Origin of the sequence: Cumulibacter soli, from assembly GCF_004382795.1 — a bacterium.
Lineage (GTDB): Bacteria > Actinomycetota > Actinomycetes > Mycobacteriales > Antricoccaceae > Cumulibacter > Cumulibacter soli.
On record NZ_SMSG01000006.1, the window covers coordinates 122,903 to 139,838 of the forward strand.

The window sequence follows — 16,936 nt, forward strand, 5'->3', positions numbered from 1 at the left end:
GACGGTGACTGCACCGCCTAGTCGGATGGCCAACGAGGCTCCGCGCCTGCGTCGATACCCAGGGCCGCCTTTCCGATCGTCTCGATCGCCACGTCATTGGACGGCGGGTGAAACTGACCCGCGCGTACGTCTCGGTAGTACCGCTCCAGCGGTAGTTTACGAAATATGCCGTGCCCACCAACCATGCGCACACATCGGTCGACGGCAGCGTTAGCCGCATTGACCGCGGTGTACTTCAGCGCTTGGATATCCGAAGGTTCGAGCAATTCACCGTCGGCTCGCCTACGAATCGCGTCGCGCAGCATTGCCTCTGCCGGGCGCAACGTGAGTTCGATGTCCGCTGCACTGGCAATCTGGGCAGGTTGGCGCGACATCGGTAAGGACGCGCCGGTGACAGTGCGATTACTGACGTAGTCGTACGCGAACGCAGAAGCCGCCCGGGCGATGCCCAGGTAGACCGCGGCGACAGATGTGGAGAACCAGGAGAAAATACGTTCCTGAGCCGAATCCCATACAGGAGGCAGGTTTGGGTCCAGCCCACGTTGCACGGCAGTGGCCGGCACGAAGACGTCCTCGAAGATGACGTCCCACGAGCCGGTTCCTCTCATCGCCATCGTGTCCCACGTGTCTTTGAAGTTGAGACCCTCGGTGTCGCGCGGGAGACCGAACAGCAGTAGTTGGCCGGTTTCGGTGTCCGCCGCCGTCCCCCAGAAGAACTGCAGCACCGGCGCCAGCGAGCAGAACGACTTGCGCCCCGAGATCACGTACCCACCCTCGACCGGGCGCGCCGGAGTGGAAGAACTCCGCACGTTGAGTCCCGTCGCGGCATCGGTCAAGCTACCGCCCACGACGACACCCGACGCGACCATCTGCAGGATCGGTTCGGAGGCTCGATCGCCCATATGCCAGCCTTCCGCGGCTGCGCCGACGCCGAAGAGGTGCATGTTGGTCGCGAGGGCGGTCGATGCACACCCGGCGGCGATGATCTGCTGGCACTCGGCGAAGGTGGCGAGGTCCGCTCCCCCGCCGCCGAGTTCGGTCGGTACGACTGACGTCAGGTACCCGACCTCCTTCATACGTTCGATGTTTTCGACCGGGAAACGACCCTCACGATCGATGTCAGACGCGCGCGTCGCGAATTCCTCGGCAAGGTCGGTGGCAACAGCAGCCCAGTCGGTCATGGTCACGGCTCCACGATGATCTTGCAGTGCTCTTCAGGGTTTCCGAGTGCTTCGAACGCCCACGGCACATCGTCCAGCCCGACTCGGGCGGTGACCAGCGGTGCGACGTCGATATCTCCCTCGGCAATCGAACGCAGCGATGCCGCGAACTCCTCAGGTGTGTAGCCGAGGACGAACTGCAGCGATAGTTCTTTGCTGATCCCGAAGTAAGGGTTGACCGTATCCGCGTTCATACACACGCCGACCACGACAGCGCGCGATTGCGCGGGGGCGTACCGCAGGATCTCGTCAAGGATTCCTGGTACGCCTATGGCCTCGAACACGACGAGGGGTGCTGCCGAGCCGGCACGTGCCCACGCGGTCTCCTCGCGAGGGTCGACCACGTCGGTCGCACCCAACTTCGCGGCGAGCGCACGACGCGCTGGCGAGTAATCGGCGGCGATGATGGTGTCGACTCCCCGAATCTTCAGCGCCCCGATCACCGCCAGCCCGACCGGCCCGCAGCCGAGTACCACCGCCTTTTCGGCCTGCTCGATCTTGGACCGGTTCACCGCGTGCAAACCGACCGCCATCGGTTCGGTCAGCGCCGCGAGATGGGTCAGCAGCCCGTTCGGCACCGGTAGCAGCAGCGGAGCGGACAGCAGCAGCCGCTCGCCGTACCCGCCGGCAACCCTGTTCGAGTAAACGATGGGGTCGACGCCGCCGTCCGATCGCAGCAGTATGGGGAATGCCGTGACCGGCGTGCCCGCTGGCGGCGCTTCGGCGTCCGGTCCGGCCTCGAGTACTTCACCGGCGAACTCATGCCCCATGAAGACGTCCTGGCTCAGGTCGAGCGGCTCGCCGCTGCGCGCCGGCACGCCTTCCATTTGCTGGCCGAGGGCCAGCATGTCTGCGCCGTGCTTGGCGAAGTGTAGGTCTGACCCGCAGATCCCGCAGGCCTTGACCTGCACGAGTACTTGGCCCGGACCGGGCACCGGCTCGGCAACATCGTCGCGAACCAGAAGTTCGCCGTCCCGCAGGACCGCTGCGCGCATTACCGCACCGCCTTCTGGTTCGTTTCTTGGGCGTGGCTCTTGATCGCGTTGACGATCGCTTCGCCGGCGCGGCCGAGCAGCTCGTCTTTCTTCGCCACTGCCCAGTCGTGCGAGGCCCGCGGTGGCGCCAGGCGACCCTTGAAATGCGGGATCACGTGGCGGGCGAATAGCCGATACGACTCAATGGTGGCGGCGGGCGAGGCCCAATCGTGGCCAAGCATCAGAAACGCGCCGAACCCACCGGACTGCTCTAGCAGCCCTTCGATGTACTCGATGGCATCGTCCGGCGTACCGATCATGGCGCGGCCGCTTTCGGCATACTGTTGGATAAACGCCTCGTCCGAAACCGATCCGTCATCGCCGTCGGCCAGTGGCACGAATCCCGCACCACCCCCGCCGAAGTACGCAGCGAAGTCACGCAGTCCGTACTTGCAGTCGTCGATCGCCTGCTCACGTGTGGCCGCGAGATGCATCTGTCCGAGCACACGCCACGTCGAGCGGTCCGGAGCAGGCTGCCCGGCTTTGGCCGCCTGCTCTTCGACCACACCCCATGCGTTTCCGATCGCGGCGAATCCCTCTGCAGCCGCGGACATCGACAGCGAAAGCAGTGAGACGCCGTACTGCCCGGCCAGCCGCGGACCGGACGGCGAAACCATCGCTGCGACGGCGATCTCGGGATGCGGCCACTGATACGGGCGTACCTGCAGGCGCGCATCACGCATCGTGAACCAGTCGGTCTCCCGCGTCACCGGCTCATCGCTGGTGAACAGTGCGATCACCGCTTCCAAGGCCTCCTCGTGCATCCGCCGCTGATTGACCGGGTCGATACCGAGGATGTGCGCGTCCGTGGGTAACGCGCCGGGTCCGGTACCGAAGATGACACGTCCCCGGGTCAGGTGGTCGAGCAGGCTGATCCGGTCGGCCAGCAGCCACGGGTGGTGGTACGGCATCGACACGACACCGGTGCCGAGCTTGATGTGCTTGGTGCGCTGCGCGGCCGCCGCGATCATGATTTCGGGGTTGCCGATGAGTTCGTAACCACCGGAGTGGTGCTCCCCCAGCCAGGCTTCGTCAAATCCGAATCGGTCGAGGGCTTCGATCCGCTCGAGGTCGTACTCCAACGCGAGCGTTGGGTCCTGCCCTACAGGATGGAATGGAGCGTAGAAGACTCCGAAGTTCAATGGACGGCCCACGTTAGTTCTCCCCTGCGTTGTCGCGCGCGTTGTCGGTTGTGTCGTCGTTTGTGATGTCACGCAGCCAGGACAGCAATGCGGCGTTGACCTCGTTCGCCTTCTCTTGCTGGACCCAGTGGCCGGCGTCCTCGATCAGGACGTTGCCGCGGAAGTCGGTCAACCACTGTGCCTGGTTATCCGGTGGTGCCATGAGGAGCACGGGATCAAGTTTTCCGCCGATGAATAGGCTTGGCACGTCGATGGTGGCCCCATCCAACTGCGGGGTCAGCTCCCAGTTGCGGTCGAAGTTCCGGTACCAATTGATGCCACCGCCGAATCCGGTCCGCGCGAACTCGGCGCTGTAGAAGTCGAGTTCTTCCTGCGAGAGCCAATCGGGCAGGTTCTCCGGCTCGGCAAAACGGTCGGCGAAACCTCGACCATCATCAGCATTCGCTTCGATCGAACCGCCACGGTCAGTTCGCGTTCCCGACAGCAGGCGCCGCATGACCTTCGCCGCATCGGCGTCCAGTTCGGCCTCGGCGACGCCGGGCTCCTGGAAATAGAGGATATAGAAGAACTTTCCGGCAAAGACCTGCCGCCATATCTGGGTGGGCGGGACCGGTCCGCGAGGACTGAACGGCACGCTCATCCCACACACGCCGCGTACGCGCTCCGGATGCAACAACGTGGTCTGCCAGACCGCCATCGATCCCCAGTCATGACCCACGAGGACGGCTTTCTGCGCGCCCACGTCGTCGATGAGCCCGATCAGGTCGGCGCTGAGGTGCTCGATGTCGTAGTCGGCGATATGTTCCGGTCGCGAACTGCGGCCGTAGCCACGTTGATCAGGTGCCAGCACGCGGTAACCGGCCCCCGCCAGGGCAGGAATTTGATGCCGCCACGAGTAGGCAAGTTCGGGAAATCCGTGGGCGAGAATCACGAGCGGGCCATCCTTCGGGCCCTCGTCGATGACATTCAGTTCGACACCGTTTACTGCGACTGTGCGCTGATTGGGCACGACACCACCTCCTGGTAACGAGCGTTACCAGGAGGTTAGAGTACGGTAACGCTCGTTGCCAAGAGTTCCCGATCAATCCAGATCAACCCGGTGGGCAGGGGTGCCCGTTGCCGACCGGGTCGCTCAACGCCGCTCTTTGCTGCTTGACGCGGGACTTGAACTCATCGGCAGGCGTGGCCTATCAGGCACCACCGTTCGCGGGGTGTGCGCCGAAGCCCAACTCAACGCGCGCTACTTCTATGAGAGTTTTCCCGACCTGGATGCGCTCGTCCTGGCCGTTTTCGACGAGGCCGTGACCCAATTGCGGGCCTGTGTCAGCGAAGCAGTCGAGGCAGCAGGGTCGCAGCGCGCTGACCGCATCCGCGCAATGATCGCCAGCACCGTGGCGTACGTCGATTCTGATCGACGACGCGCCCGCGTGCTCTACGTCGAGGGTCGCGAACTGGCCAAACTCCAGCACCGTCGATCCGAATCCTCCTCACTGATCGTCGAGCTGGTCGCCGACGCGGCTGCCGGCCATCAGCCGGGCGCAGCCACGCATCGCGCGGTCGCTTCGTTCCTGGTCGGCGGGTTCGGCGAGTTGCTGGTGCGCTGGCTTGATGAGCAGATCCCGCTGGAACGCGACCAGTTCGTCGCGACTGCGACCGAACTCTTTCTCGCCGTGGGACGCGTCGGCGCCCGGCTCTCCTCGGCCCACGACGCCGATACCTGATGTCACAGGCACAACCAACATGGGCGCGTGGTGCGCCATCGCTGCAACACAGCACACTTCGCAAGCAAAGCGCGAAAACATTCGCGCTTTCGGCTATGACCACGCTTCCGCGCTGAGTGACGGCGAAAGCGGGTTGTCGCAACGGGTCCAACGTCATGCTGCTGAGGTCCCGCTGACGTCGCCGACCATTGAGAATCGGCCGCCGGGCCGTTACCCTCGCCACACGCGGTCATTACGCGACCGCGGCCACGGGGAGGGCGAAGGATGCACCGGCGTACTCGAGTTTCCGTCACAGCGGCGATAGCAGTCTTGCTGATCAGCGCATGCGGCGGCGCCCCCGAGTCGCGAGGATCCGGACCAGAAAAAGGCACGCTACCCACGAGCGTCGAATTGAGCGACGAGTACGACGACGGCGCAGAGTTCAACTTCGGATTCTCCGTCTACGCGACAAGTTGGGATCCGCTCATGGGATTGTCGGACTACGACATGACCCTCCTCTATCCCGTGTACGACCGCCTCCTTACCTTCGACGCCGCGGGCGAATTGCAGCCGATGCTCGCCACCGAGTGGGAACTCGCCGAAGACGGTTCTTCGGTCACGCTCACGTTGCGTGAGGGCGTGACGTTCTCCGATGGCGAGCCTTTCAACGCGGACGCCGTCAAAGAGAACCTCGAGCGCGCCAGGGTAGCTCCCAGCAAGATCACTGAGCAGGTCTCCTCGATCACCGATGTCGAAGTTGTCGACGACTACACCGTGCGCATCGATGTCGACGGGCGGATCAACCTCGTGCTCGGCTTACTGGCCCAGCGGGCGGGCATGATGGTGTCGCCGGCAGCGATTGCCGACGGAAACCTCGAGACGATGCCCGTCGGCATCGGACCATACGTCGCAACCGATCTCGACCCCGGAAACGTCGCCAGGTTCGAGAAAACGCCTGACTATTGGGATCCCGACGCTCAGCGGGTCGCGAAGATGAACTACTTTCACATGCCCGACGCCCAGACTCGCTTGAACGCGCTACTGAGCGGCGAACTGACCGTCGCCGACATTCAGGCAAATCAGATCAGTAGTGCGCAGAACGACGACATGACGGTAATTGCCGGTCCGATGTCCTCGCTCACCTACCTTGTCGTCAATAACAGCATTGAGCCGTTCAACGACCCCCAAGTTCGCCTCGCGATGAACCTGGCGATCGACCGCGAGACCATCGGCGAAGGTCTCGGCGAGGGATACTGCGATCCCACGATCCAGCCATGGCCAAGTTCGAGTCTCGCCTACAACTCTGATGTGGGCGACGGTTCAGAGGCATGGCCGTACGACCCGGAGAAAGCGAAGGAGCTTCTCGCGGATGCCGGCTATGCCGACGGATTCGAAATGGACATAGCGACGACCAACATCACGTTCTACACATCTCTCACCGAAATCGTTCAGGACCAGTTCAAGGACATCGGCATTACGGTGAAGATCTTCCCGTCTACCCGCCCCGAAGTCGTCGAGAAGTTCCAGGTACAGAAGTCAGTAGAGGGCGCCGTACAAGCGATGCCCGCAGCCGTCGACCCCGATCAGTCTTCCGAGTTGCTGTACGCCACCGGCACATTCAACAACCCGGGGGACCCACTTCCGGAGGAGAAGCTGACGCTGCTCGAGGAGGCCGGCAACGAGACAGACCCGGACGCGCGTAACGCGTTGTATTCGCAGTTCATCGACCTCACGATCGACGAACCGACGCCCTTCATGCCGATCTGCATCACGCAGACTGTGCTTGCGATGCAGCCGGGCGTGAGCGGCGTCGACGTGTTCAGTACGTCGGTGCGCGACTTCCGGGGCGTTGCCGTCGACCCGGCGTAGAACTAGCACCGCGGGTACCCATCTCGCGGACAATTCGGCCCATTGGGTCGATTCAAATACCGAGCGGTACCCACAACACCAATACGCCGGCCCGAACATCGATCACTTGACTTGTGGGCCAGTCGGGAGGACTCCACGATGCGTCGTCGTACTCAGTTCACCGCCGTCGTCGCGGCCGCCGTGCTGCTATTGAGCGGATGTGGGGATTCGCCTGATAAGGGCGAATCCGGTCCGGAAAAAGGCTCACTCCCCACGAGCGTCGACCTCGTGGAGGGGTACGACGAGGACGCCGAGTTGAACTTCGGCTTCGCGGTCTTCGCGACGAGTTGGGACCCGCTGATGGGCGTCTCAGATTTCGACATGACGCTGCTCTATCCCGTCTACGACCGACTCATCGCCTTCGATTCCGCTGGCGCTATGCAACCCATGCTCGCGACCGACTGGGAACTGGCCGAAGACGGTTCCTCGATCACGCTCACGTTGCGCGAGGGCGTGACGTTCTCGGACGGAGAGCCGTTCAATGCGGACGCCGTCAAGGAGAACCTGGACCGGGCCCGGGTCGCGCCGAGCAAGATTGCCGAGCAGGTCTCCTCTATCACCAATGTCGAGGCGGTCGACGAACACACCGTTCGCATCGACCTCGATGGACACCCCAACCTCGTGCTTGGACTGTTGGCTCAGCGCGCAGGAATGATGGTGTCCCCTGCCGCGATCGCTGGTGGCACTCTCGAGACCATGCCCGTGGGCATCGGGCCGTACGTCGCAACCGAACTCGATCCAGGGAACGTCGCCAGGTTCGAAAAAACGCCTGACTATTGGGATCCCGACGCTCAACGGGTCGCGAAGATGAACTACTTCCACATGCCCGACGCGCAGACGCGCTTGAACGCACTGCTGAGCGGCGAACTGTCGATCGCAGACATCGAAGCCGATCAGATTAGTGGGGCGCAAGGTGGCGGTATGAACGTGATTGCCGGCGGAATGTCATCGCTGAACTACCTCGTGGTGAACAACAGCATCGATCCGTTCGGCGATCCGAAGGTACGTCTAGCCCTGAACCTCGCTATCGATCGCAACACCATCAACGAAGGGCTCAGCAACGGATACTGCGACCCGATCATCCAGCCATGGCCGAGTTCGAGCATCGCCTATAACTCTGATGTGGGCGACGGCTCAGAGGCGTGGCCGTACGACCCGGAGAAGGCCAAACAATTACTAGCGGACGCCGGTTATCCCGACGGATTCGAGATGGACATCGCGACCTCGAACATCACCTTCTACACCACACTCACCGAAATCGTTCAAGACCAGTTCGCCGATATCGGCATCACGGTCAATATCTTCCCGTCGACGCGGCCCGAGGTCGTCGAGAAGTTCATGACACAAGAGTCGGTCGACGGCGCCGTACAAGCGATGCCCGCCGCGGTCGATCCGGACCAGTCCACGGCGCTGCTGTACGCGACCGGAACGTTCAACAATCCCGGCGATCCGTTGCCCGACAACATGATGGCGCCGTTGGAGCAGGCCGGGGACGAAACCGACCCGGACGTGCGCAATGAGTTGTACTCGGAGTTCATCGACCTCACCATTGAGGAGCCGACTCCCTTCATACCGATCTGCATCACCCAAACAGCGCTGGCGATGCAACCGGGTGTGAGCGGTGTGGAGGTGTTCGACACGTCGGTGCGCGACTTCCGCGGCACAGCGGTCGATCCGACCAAGAATTAGTGACGCGCCTCCTGGGGCCGCGCCCAAACCGCCCGCGCTTCGGATCGGCATCATCGCCTAGTTTCGCAATAGCGTCCTGATTGCGCTTGAACGTCTTGGTTGCGCATTAACGTGCGCGCTTATGCTCCGTACTCGGGTCACAACCGCGCCACTAAATGCGCAACATAACTAGACTGAAGCAACCACCCACCTCGGCAGTACCCGATCCAGTGCCTGGGGTGCGAACGGTGGTGCGATCGCTCAGGGGCAACGAGGGCAGCGGCGTAGGCCGGCGAACGCGATGATGGACGCGACCATCCGTGCGACGGCGCACGGATCCAGATCAACACGTCCCCACGAGAGGCGCTCCGTACGTAGTCCGTGCGTTCCGTGCAGGATGTCGAGGGCCTCGTCCGCCGCCTTGTCGTGATAGCGAACGCCGTCCAACTCGATCAGCAGCCCGTGCTCCGCATAGGCACCGTCAGCATCGTGCCCGCTGACCGGAACGGTGTACTGCCGAACCATCGGCGGCAAACCGTGCGCCCTTTCGACGTTCTCTAAGTACAGATGCTCAAAGGCGCTGTGCGCACCCGCGGCGCTATCCCCGATAGCCGTCAACAACAACGTTCGGTGTCGAACTCGTCCGCGTCGCTCGATTGCGTCATAGAGCCGTTCTGGCGTCGTTCGCTGCTCCTGCAGCGCGCGCGACACGAGCGCGAGCGCATCGAAGCGGCTCGCGCAGGCGGCATTGTCGATGACGGCGTCCTCCAGCGCGACACGCGGCGGGTCGACGTCAACGATCCGTCGTAGCCGATGCTCATCTCGGCGCCACCGCAACCAAGGCAACGGCGCTGGACGCCGCTTATTGCTGAGAATCTCGATGCGGTTGCGCCGCTCGCCGAGCCCCCACAGGGCGAGCGCCGTCCCGCCGTACGCCGCTGCGCCACGACCGCCTAACTCGAGTCCGGCGTACACCCGTTGAAGCCAGGCGTCGTGGTTTCCGGGGACCGCGAACACCCCACGAGCGACTACCCGCCAATCGCGTGTCATCCGCGAAATCACATTCGGGCCTAGGCCGGAATCGGTGAGATCGGAGCGGCAAACGATCCCCTCGCGCCGATTCGCAAGTCGGACAATCTCGTCAGGAAGTGGAGTTCGCGCGTACATGCGCACAACATGCCGCGCAGCGGACGTGTTCGCGACTCGGTCAACAACCACTGGGAAAACGCGCTCACCTGTGGATAGGTCGGCGCCCTTTCTTGCGCATTCCCATCCGACGACGTAACGCGACTATCTCTCAGACCAGTTGCGGGTTGCCCGCCGCGAGTCGCGCGGTGCCCGGGGCGGAGCGAGCCACGTACTGCGGTGCGATTCGAGGTGCGTTCTGTGCGCGAGTCCGTGTTGCGCATTAACGAGCGCGCTAATGCCCCGTACTCAGGTTGCAACCGCGCCACTAAATGCGCACCACTGATCTCAACGCATCGCGGACCCGCGCGATGCGTTGACGCCCCGTTTCCAGCTTTACCCGAGAACGCGCGCGTCTCAACACACCGCGCTCGCGCGGCGACGCCGGCTCAGAGCCGCGATTGTCCGGTCCTTGGCGCGGCTTACGCGCGCCGGCGCCGACCGATCAGCATCAACGCGGCTCCACCGATCAGCAGACCGCCCCCGAGCATCGCCATCGGAGCGGCGTCCGCGCCGGTCGCTGCTAGTGGTTCGCCCGATGCTGGCGCCTCGTGGCCCGCGTCGGGCAAGGCGGACGGCGAGTCGGCAGACGACGGATCGACGGCAGGCCCGGCAGGATCATCAGTAGACCCGACAAGATCGTCGTCGGTTGGCAGCGCCTGATTATCCGGGTCGTCTGGGACCGCGGCCGGATCGACCACGGTCAAGGTGAACTCGCGACTGATGCCGGACCCACTGGTGACGACGACAACGAAGCTATATGTGCCAGTCTCGGTAGGCACGCCGGTGAGTTTCCCGTCGAAGTCGAGCGTGAGCCCGGGCGGCAATTGCGAATCCGGCGGGATCGACCACCAGTACTGCCCCAACGGGCCGGCGACAGCCGTGAACGTCGCCTCGTACTCCTCACCCACCACCGCGGTGGGCAGGCTCGGCGTCGTGATCAAGATGTCCTGGTGCACGGCCACCGTCGTGGTGATCACCTCGTCGCCGTGGGTCGCGGTAATCGTTACTTCGATCGTTTCCGTCACGACGGACGTCGTCATTGGCATTGTGACGCTGATGCTCCCTGCCGGGAGCGTCACGGTCGCCGGAAGTACGGCCACGTCACTGGACGTCGACAATGTCCACACAGTGTCGGACTCGCGCGCAGGCACGGTCAGGGTCACCTGGGCATCCCGCCCGCCCGGGATGCTCGGCCAATCGATGCTGATCGCGGGGTGGATGATGCTCGGATCGGCGAATTCGATCACGACCTGAGCAACCATGCCTTCGGTGGCATCGGACGTCGTTCCTTCGTCGCCGCCGTCCGAGTCGTCATCGCCAGCCTTACTTGAACCGCCACCACCGCCGGAGCCAGGCGATCCGACTGGCACGGGGGTGCTGCCGACCAGTGATCCGCCTCCTCCGCCGAATGCGCCTCCGCCGCCACCACCACCGCCGGCTTGATCGCTGCTGGCGCCGTCGCCGCCGCGGCTCCCGGACCCATCGTCCGCGTCCGGGCCGCCGCGCCACCCAGCGCCGTAGTTGACTGGGCCGTATCCCGGCGCGGCACCAGTTCCTGTGGCACCGGATCCGCCGCCGGCGCCACCAGGCTGATCGGTGCTGCCGCCACCGCCGCCGCCACCGCTGGCGACAAGAACTGTTAATGCGTCCGCGCCGACCGAGTCATGGACGGATGAGGCCCCGCCGCCACCACCTCCGCCGCCACCGGCGATTCCGGATCCGCCGTCGCCGCCGCCGTTGTAGCCGCCCGCACCGCCGGGGGCGCCAGCTGCGTTGGGCGCGGCTCCGTCGCCACCGACACCGCCGACCTCGATAGCGAACTCCGCGCCGGAGTACACGGACTCGCTCTGGATCTGCGCAACGCCCGCGAGCCCGCCCGCGCCGCCAGTTTCACCACCGCCAGAGCCGCCGCGCGCGCCGACCGCCAGGATGCTCATTTCATGGACGCGTTCCGGCACGGTGAATGTCTGCGTTGCGCCGGTGTAGAGGTAGACGCATCTGACCGTTTCGGTCTCGGATTGCTGCGTGCATTCGGACGGAAGCTCAGCCGAGGCTGGGCTAGCGCCCGGTCCGGCGGCGACGCCCACGAATGCCATCGCGCCCGCTCCCGCTAACAGAGCTACGTTTCGCCGCCACAGACCCATCGAGACCCTCGCATCACATAGATTTCAGGTTGCACTAACACTGAACCTACACAGGGGTCTGGTTTACACGAAGGCCCGGTCGCGCCTCCAACAGGCCTACCGATCGCACACCGCCCGTTTATGTACCGAAGTCGGTACATAAACAAGCGCCGCGATATGCCCGATCGGCTCGTTGAGTCGCCGTACATCGATCATGTCCGACCGGACCCCAAGATATCTTCGGCGATGAGGTTGTCGACGCGCTCCTTGAAACCCTGCACCGCATCAACGACGCCGCCGTCTCCACCGAGGTTGCCTGATCCCGACGGAGGCCCGCGGTTCGGCGCACTGTCGAGCATCTTGCGCAGTAACCCGCGCGGTTATGCCCCGACTACGGGGCGGAAGTGCGCTACTTAATGCGCGAACAAGGATCCACATGCGAACTTCGACGCTGTACATGACCATTTATGCCGTCTGACCTGCGGTTTTGTGGTGGGCGTAACAGGACTCGAACCTGTGACCACTCGCTTGTAAGGCGAGCGCTCTACCAACTGAGCTATACGCCCGCTGTGCGGCTTGTCGATACTACTCGACCAGCCGCACGCGGCTCATCTAGGGCTGTCACGAACAGGAATTCACTCAGACGGCCGTACTCGTACGATGACCTGCGGAGGATTCGCCCACGGTATCGACCGAAAACGTAGGCAAACCCGCCGCATACCGGAACACCGAACGCGAATCCGCCGCAGAACCCTAAAGCCCGAAACTGAGGGCTACGCCAACGAAGCGATCGCCGACTTCCACTCGCCCTGGTCACGCGCGTCGCCAGGTCCGTTCACCGAGGTGTACTGGACCTTGCCTTCCTTGTCGATCAGGAAGGTGCCGCGCAGCGCGAAGCCGGCCGCGTCGTTGAACACGCCGTACTGCTGGGCGATGCCGCCGTGCGGCCAGAAGTCGGCCAGCAGCGGAAAGTTGTAACCTTCCTTCTCCGCGAACGCCTTGAGCGTGAAGGGGTGATCAACCGAGATCGGCAGCACCTGCACCTTGTCGTTCTGGAACGAGGCGAGGTCGTCGCGGACCGCGCACAGCTCCCCGGTGCAAACACCGGAGAAGGCGAACGGGTAGAAGACGAGCAGCACGTTCTGCTTGCCCTGGAAGTCGCTGAGTTTGACCTCCTGGTTGTGCTGGTCCTTGGTGGTGAAATCCGGGGCCTGGTCACCGACGTTGATGGTGGTCATCCGTACTCCTTTAACTCATCAGGACCGGCGACTAGCGTCACTGGCCGTTTCGCTCCGATCGGTGACGGTCGCCGCCGATCGCTACTTCACTTGCAGTATTCAGTGGTGGAGTTGACTGCCGCGCTGTACGCCGACAGTTCGACTGCGATGCCGGACTGCAGGCCGATCACGATCGAGTTCATCTCGGACACGATTTGCTGCACGTGCGACACGAGGCCATCATCGCTGATCGTCGGCATCTGGGCATTTAGTTCGTCAACGTAGCCCTGGACTTCTTTCGCAAGTTCCTGGCGCTGTTCAGCCGTCGGCGGCGCGGATCCGGTCGCTACGTCTTTCCAGCTCTCGATGAATCCCTTGGCGCTGGTCAAGGCGTCGGCGCACTGCTGCTGCGCCTCCTCGGTGAGGCCATCGGCCTTGGCGCTCTCCGAGGGCGGACTGACCACGGTTCCAGGCGCGTGACCAGCGGTTCCCGGCAACGTCGTGACGCATCCAGCGACGCCAAGCACACCGGCGGCGCACAGGACAGCCGTGGCTGTTCGTCTGGCCAGAGTGGAAGTCACCTACATCGCTTTCGTCCTGGGGTGCCGGGCAGAGTCCAAGCACCAGCCTAGACGACGCCAGAGCCCGAAACCGACCGATGGATGTGACCATCGCGACGCCGAGAATCGGCGCCGTCTCGCATCGTGCCGGTTATTCGATCACGTGACGAATAAGGAATAGATTAGGTCCAACGGGTGCCCTCGCCCACCTCATCGATGGCACCGGATTCCGCCAGAAGCGAAGGAGAACCCATCGTGGCACGAAATCCACATGACATCGCGGACGAGCTTCAGCCCTCCGCCGATCCGCACACCGATGACACATCGGAGCATCTCATCGGTACCGACCCGAAGGATCGCACCCAGGTCATCACCGACGGTATGACCGCCCAGATTTTCGACGCAGACCCGGACGAAACGACCGAATGGCTCGATTCGATCGACGCCGTCGTCGAGAACAACGGCACTCGCCGCGCCCGACACCTCCTGCTCCGCGTCAACGAACGCGCCCGCCACCTGGGCGTCGGCCTACCCGCGCTGCGCTCGACCGACTACATCAACACGATCTCCCCGGCTGAGGAGCCCACGTACCCCGGCGACGAGGACATCGAGCACCGCTTCCGCCAGTATCTGCGCTGGAACGCGGCAATAATGGTGCACCGCGCGCAACGCCCCGGCGTCGGCGTCGGCGGACACATCTCGACCTACGCCTCCTCCGCCGTGCTGTATGAAGTCGGGTTCAATCACTTCTTCCGCGGCCCGGACGCGCCTGGCGGCGGCGACCAGATCTACTTCCAGGGGCACGGCTCGCCCGGCATCTACGCGCGCGCCTTCCTCGAGGGACGCCTCGAGGAGTCCCGCCTCGACGGGTTCCGGCAGGAACTCACCGCGAAGCCCGGCCTGCCCTCGTACCCGCACCCGCGGCTGATGCCCGACTTCTGGCAGTTCCCGACCGTCTCGATGGGGCTCGGCCCGCTGAACGCTGTCTACCAGGCCCGATTCAATCGCTATCTGCACAATCGCGGCATCAAAGACACCAGCGACCAGCATGTATGGGCGTTCCTCGGCGACGGCGAGATGGACGAGCCCGAGTCGGTCTCCGGTCTCGCGCTCGCGGCACGCGAAGAACTCGACAACCTCACCTTCGTGGTCAACTGCAACCTGCAGCGCCTGGACGGTCCGGTCCGCGGTAACGGCAAGATCATTCAGGAACTCGAGTCGCTGTTCACCGGCGCCGGGTGGAACGTGATCAAGGTTGTGTGGGGCCGTGGCTGGGACGACCTGCTCGCGCGGGACACCGAGAACGCGCTACTGCACATCATGAACACGACGCCGGACGGCGATTACCAGACCTACAAGGCGAACAACGGCGCGTTCGTTCGCGAGCACTTCTTCGGTCGCGATCCGCGAGCGCTCAAGATGGTCGAGCACATGAGCGACGATGCGATTTGGCGTCTGCAGCGCGGCGGGCACGATTACCACAAGGTGTATGCGGCGTACGCCCGCGCGGTGGCCCACAACGGCCAGCCAACCGTGATCCTGGCAAAGACCATCAAGGGCTGGACGCTCGGTCGCTCATTCGAGGGCCGTAACGCCACCCATCAGATGAAGAAGCTGTCCAAGGACGACTTGAAGGTCTTCCGCGACCGGATGAACATCCCGATTCCGGACGACCAACTCGACCCGTACCTACCGCCGTACTACAAGCCGAGCGATGACTCCGAGGAGATGCAGTACCTGCTGCAGCGCCGCCGCGATCTCGGCGGAAGTCTGCCCAAACGGCGCACTCAGCACAAGGCACTGCCGACTCCCCCGGATAAGACGTTCGAGGTCATGGCACGCGGGTCCGGCAAACAACCGGTAGCGACCACGATGGCATTCGTGCGGCTCATCCGGGACCTGTTTAAAGACGAAGGTATCGGCCACCGTATTGTGCCGATCATCCCCGACGAAGCCCGCACCTTCGGTATGGACGCGTTCTTCCCCACGCAGATGATCTACTCCCCGCACGGGCAGCATTACACGTCCGTCGACAGCGATCTCATCCTCGCTTACAAGGAGTCGGTCAAGGGCCAACTGCTGCACGAAGGTATCGACGAGGCCGGGTCGGTCGCGTCCTTCACCGCGGTCGGCTCGTCGTACGACACGCACGATGAGCCGATGATCCCTATCTATATCTTCTATTCGATGTTCGGGTTCCAACGCACCGGCGACGGTATTTGGGCAGCCGCCGACCAGATGAGCCGCGGGTTCATGTTGGGCGCCACCGCGGGGCGTACGACGCTCAATGGCGAGGGGTTGCAGCACGAGGACGGGCATTCGCTGCTGCTCGCGGCCTCGAACCCCGCGGTCGTGGCGTACGACGCGGCCTACGCGTTCGAACTGGGCCACATCGCCAAGGACGCGCTCAAGCGGATGTACGGCGACGGGTCGGACGGGCGCGACCAGAACGTCATTTACTACCTGACGATGTACAACGAGCCATACCCGCAGCCGGCTGAACCAGAGGACACCGATGTGGAAGGAATTCTGCGCGGTATCCATCTCTATAGCCCCGGCCACGAAGACACCGGGCGCCCTCGGGTGCAACTACTCGCATCCGGCGTCGCGATCAACGCGGCGCTGAAGGCGCAACACATCCTCGGCGAAAACTTCGGTGTCGACGCAGACGTGTGGTCTGTGACGTCCTGGAACGAGCTGCGTCGCGACGGCCTGGAATCCGACCGACACAACCTGATGAATCCCAATGAGACGCCGCGCGTGCCGTTCGTGACCAGCAAACTCGCCGATAGGCAGGGGCCGGTCGTCGCCGTTAGCGACTACATGCGGGCCGTGCAGGACCAGATCAGGCAGTGGGTTCCGGGGCGGTTCGACTCGTTGGGCACCGACGGATTCGGCCTGTCGGACACTCGTCCGGCGCTGCGTCGGCACTTCGGAGTCGACGCGGAGTCGATCGTGTTGCGTGCGCTGACGTCGTTGACTGAGGAGGGTCAGTACGACCGCTCGCAGTTGCAGTTGGTGATCGATACGTACCACGTGGATGACCCCAGCGCGGTTGAGGAGGACCATTCCGGCGGCCTCACCTAACCCGCCCATACCGAGGGCGCTCGCGCTTCTGGCCACTGGTTCTGATCGCGAGCGCCCCGGACATCGAACCGCATGAACATCGAACCGCC

At 63.7% G+C, this 16,936-nt stretch carries 12 protein-coding genes and 1 tRNA gene; 4 read left to right on the forward strand and 9 right to left on the reverse strand.

The window, feature by feature from the left end:
- Nucleotides 1-17: 17 nt before the first annotated feature.
- Genes E1H16_RS13760 through E1H16_RS13775 form a run of 4 tightly spaced genes read right to left on the reverse strand, consistent with a single transcriptional unit; the run spans nt 18 to nt 4,405 of the window.
- On the reverse strand, nt 18-1,181 hold the full coding sequence (locus E1H16_RS13760; protein WP_243837871.1) for an acyl-CoA dehydrogenase family protein: 1,164 nt from the start codon (nt 1,179-1,181) through the stop codon (nt 18-20).
- 2 nt (nt 1,182-1,183) lie between these two features.
- Entirely contained in the window at nt 1,184-2,215 is a 1,032-nt protein-coding gene (locus tag E1H16_RS13765; RefSeq protein ID WP_134324491.1) for a zinc-binding dehydrogenase, read from the reverse strand.
- The gene (locus E1H16_RS13770) at nt 2,215-3,408 is read right to left on the reverse strand and encodes an LLM class flavin-dependent oxidoreductase (RefSeq protein ID WP_134324492.1); all 1,194 of its coding nucleotides are present in this window, start codon (nt 3,406-3,408) and stop codon (nt 2,215-2,217) included. Before E1H16_RS13770 ends, E1H16_RS13765 begins: the two co-directional genes overlap by 1 nt.
- A 1-nt stretch (nt 3,409) precedes the next feature.
- Entirely contained in the window at nt 3,410-4,405 is a 996-nt protein-coding gene (locus E1H16_RS13775) for an alpha/beta fold hydrolase (protein WP_134324493.1), read from the reverse strand.
- A gap of 100 nt (nt 4,406-4,505) precedes the next feature.
- On the opposite strand from E1H16_RS13775, the gene E1H16_RS13780 reads away from it, so the two are divergent.
- From E1H16_RS13780 to E1H16_RS13790, 3 genes are all read left to right on the forward strand, one after another.
- Nucleotides 4,506-5,117, forward strand: coding sequence for a TetR/AcrR family transcriptional regulator (locus E1H16_RS13780; RefSeq protein ID WP_166741774.1), 612 nt, complete (start codon nt 4,506-4,508; stop codon nt 5,115-5,117).
- Between the two features lie 390 nt (nt 5,118-5,507).
- Complete coding sequence (locus tag E1H16_RS13785) at nt 5,508-6,965, forward strand: ABC transporter substrate-binding protein (protein ID WP_166741775.1); 1,458 nt, start codon at nt 5,508-5,510, stop codon at nt 6,963-6,965.
- Between the two features lie 138 nt (nt 6,966-7,103).
- Nucleotides 7,104-8,693 (forward strand): ABC transporter substrate-binding protein, encoded by a 1,590-nt coding sequence (locus E1H16_RS13790; protein ID WP_134324496.1) that lies wholly within the window; start codon nt 7,104-7,106, stop codon nt 8,691-8,693.
- Nucleotides 8,694-8,933: 240 nt separating this feature from the next.
- On the opposite strand, the gene E1H16_RS13795 is transcribed toward E1H16_RS13790, so the two are convergent.
- From E1H16_RS13795 to E1H16_RS13815, 5 genes are all read right to left on the reverse strand, one after another.
- Nucleotides 8,934-9,722, reverse strand: a complete 789-nt coding sequence (locus E1H16_RS13795) for a hypothetical protein (RefSeq protein WP_134324497.1) — start codon at nt 9,720-9,722, stop codon at nt 8,934-8,936.
- A 557-nt stretch (nt 9,723-10,279) separates the two neighbouring features.
- Nucleotides 10,280-11,956, reverse strand: a complete 1,677-nt coding sequence (locus E1H16_RS18450) for an Ig domain-containing protein (RefSeq protein WP_166741776.1) — start codon at nt 11,954-11,956, stop codon at nt 10,280-10,282.
- 517 nt (nt 11,957-12,473) lie between these two features.
- Nucleotides 12,474-12,549 (reverse strand) — tRNA-Val (locus E1H16_RS13805).
- 207 nt (nt 12,550-12,756) lie between these two features.
- Nucleotides 12,757-13,221: a peroxiredoxin gene (locus tag E1H16_RS13810; protein ID WP_134324499.1), complete on the reverse strand. Its 465-nt coding sequence runs from the start codon at nt 13,219-13,221 to the stop codon at nt 12,757-12,759.
- Between the two features lie 86 nt (nt 13,222-13,307).
- The gene (locus tag E1H16_RS13815; RefSeq protein WP_134324500.1) at nt 13,308-13,781 is read right to left on the reverse strand and encodes a hypothetical protein; all 474 of its coding nucleotides are present in this window, start codon (nt 13,779-13,781) and stop codon (nt 13,308-13,310) included.
- A gap of 234 nt (nt 13,782-14,015) precedes the next feature.
- On the opposite strand from E1H16_RS13815, the gene aceE reads away from it, so the two are divergent.
- Nucleotides 14,016-16,847 carry a pyruvate dehydrogenase (acetyl-transferring), homodimeric type gene (gene aceE / locus E1H16_RS13820; protein ID WP_243837862.1) on the forward strand — a complete coding sequence of 944 codons (2,832 nt, stop codon included), beginning with the start codon at nt 14,016-14,018 and terminating at the stop codon, nt 16,845-16,847.
- The last annotated feature ends 89 nt before the right edge of the window (nt 16,848-16,936 follow it).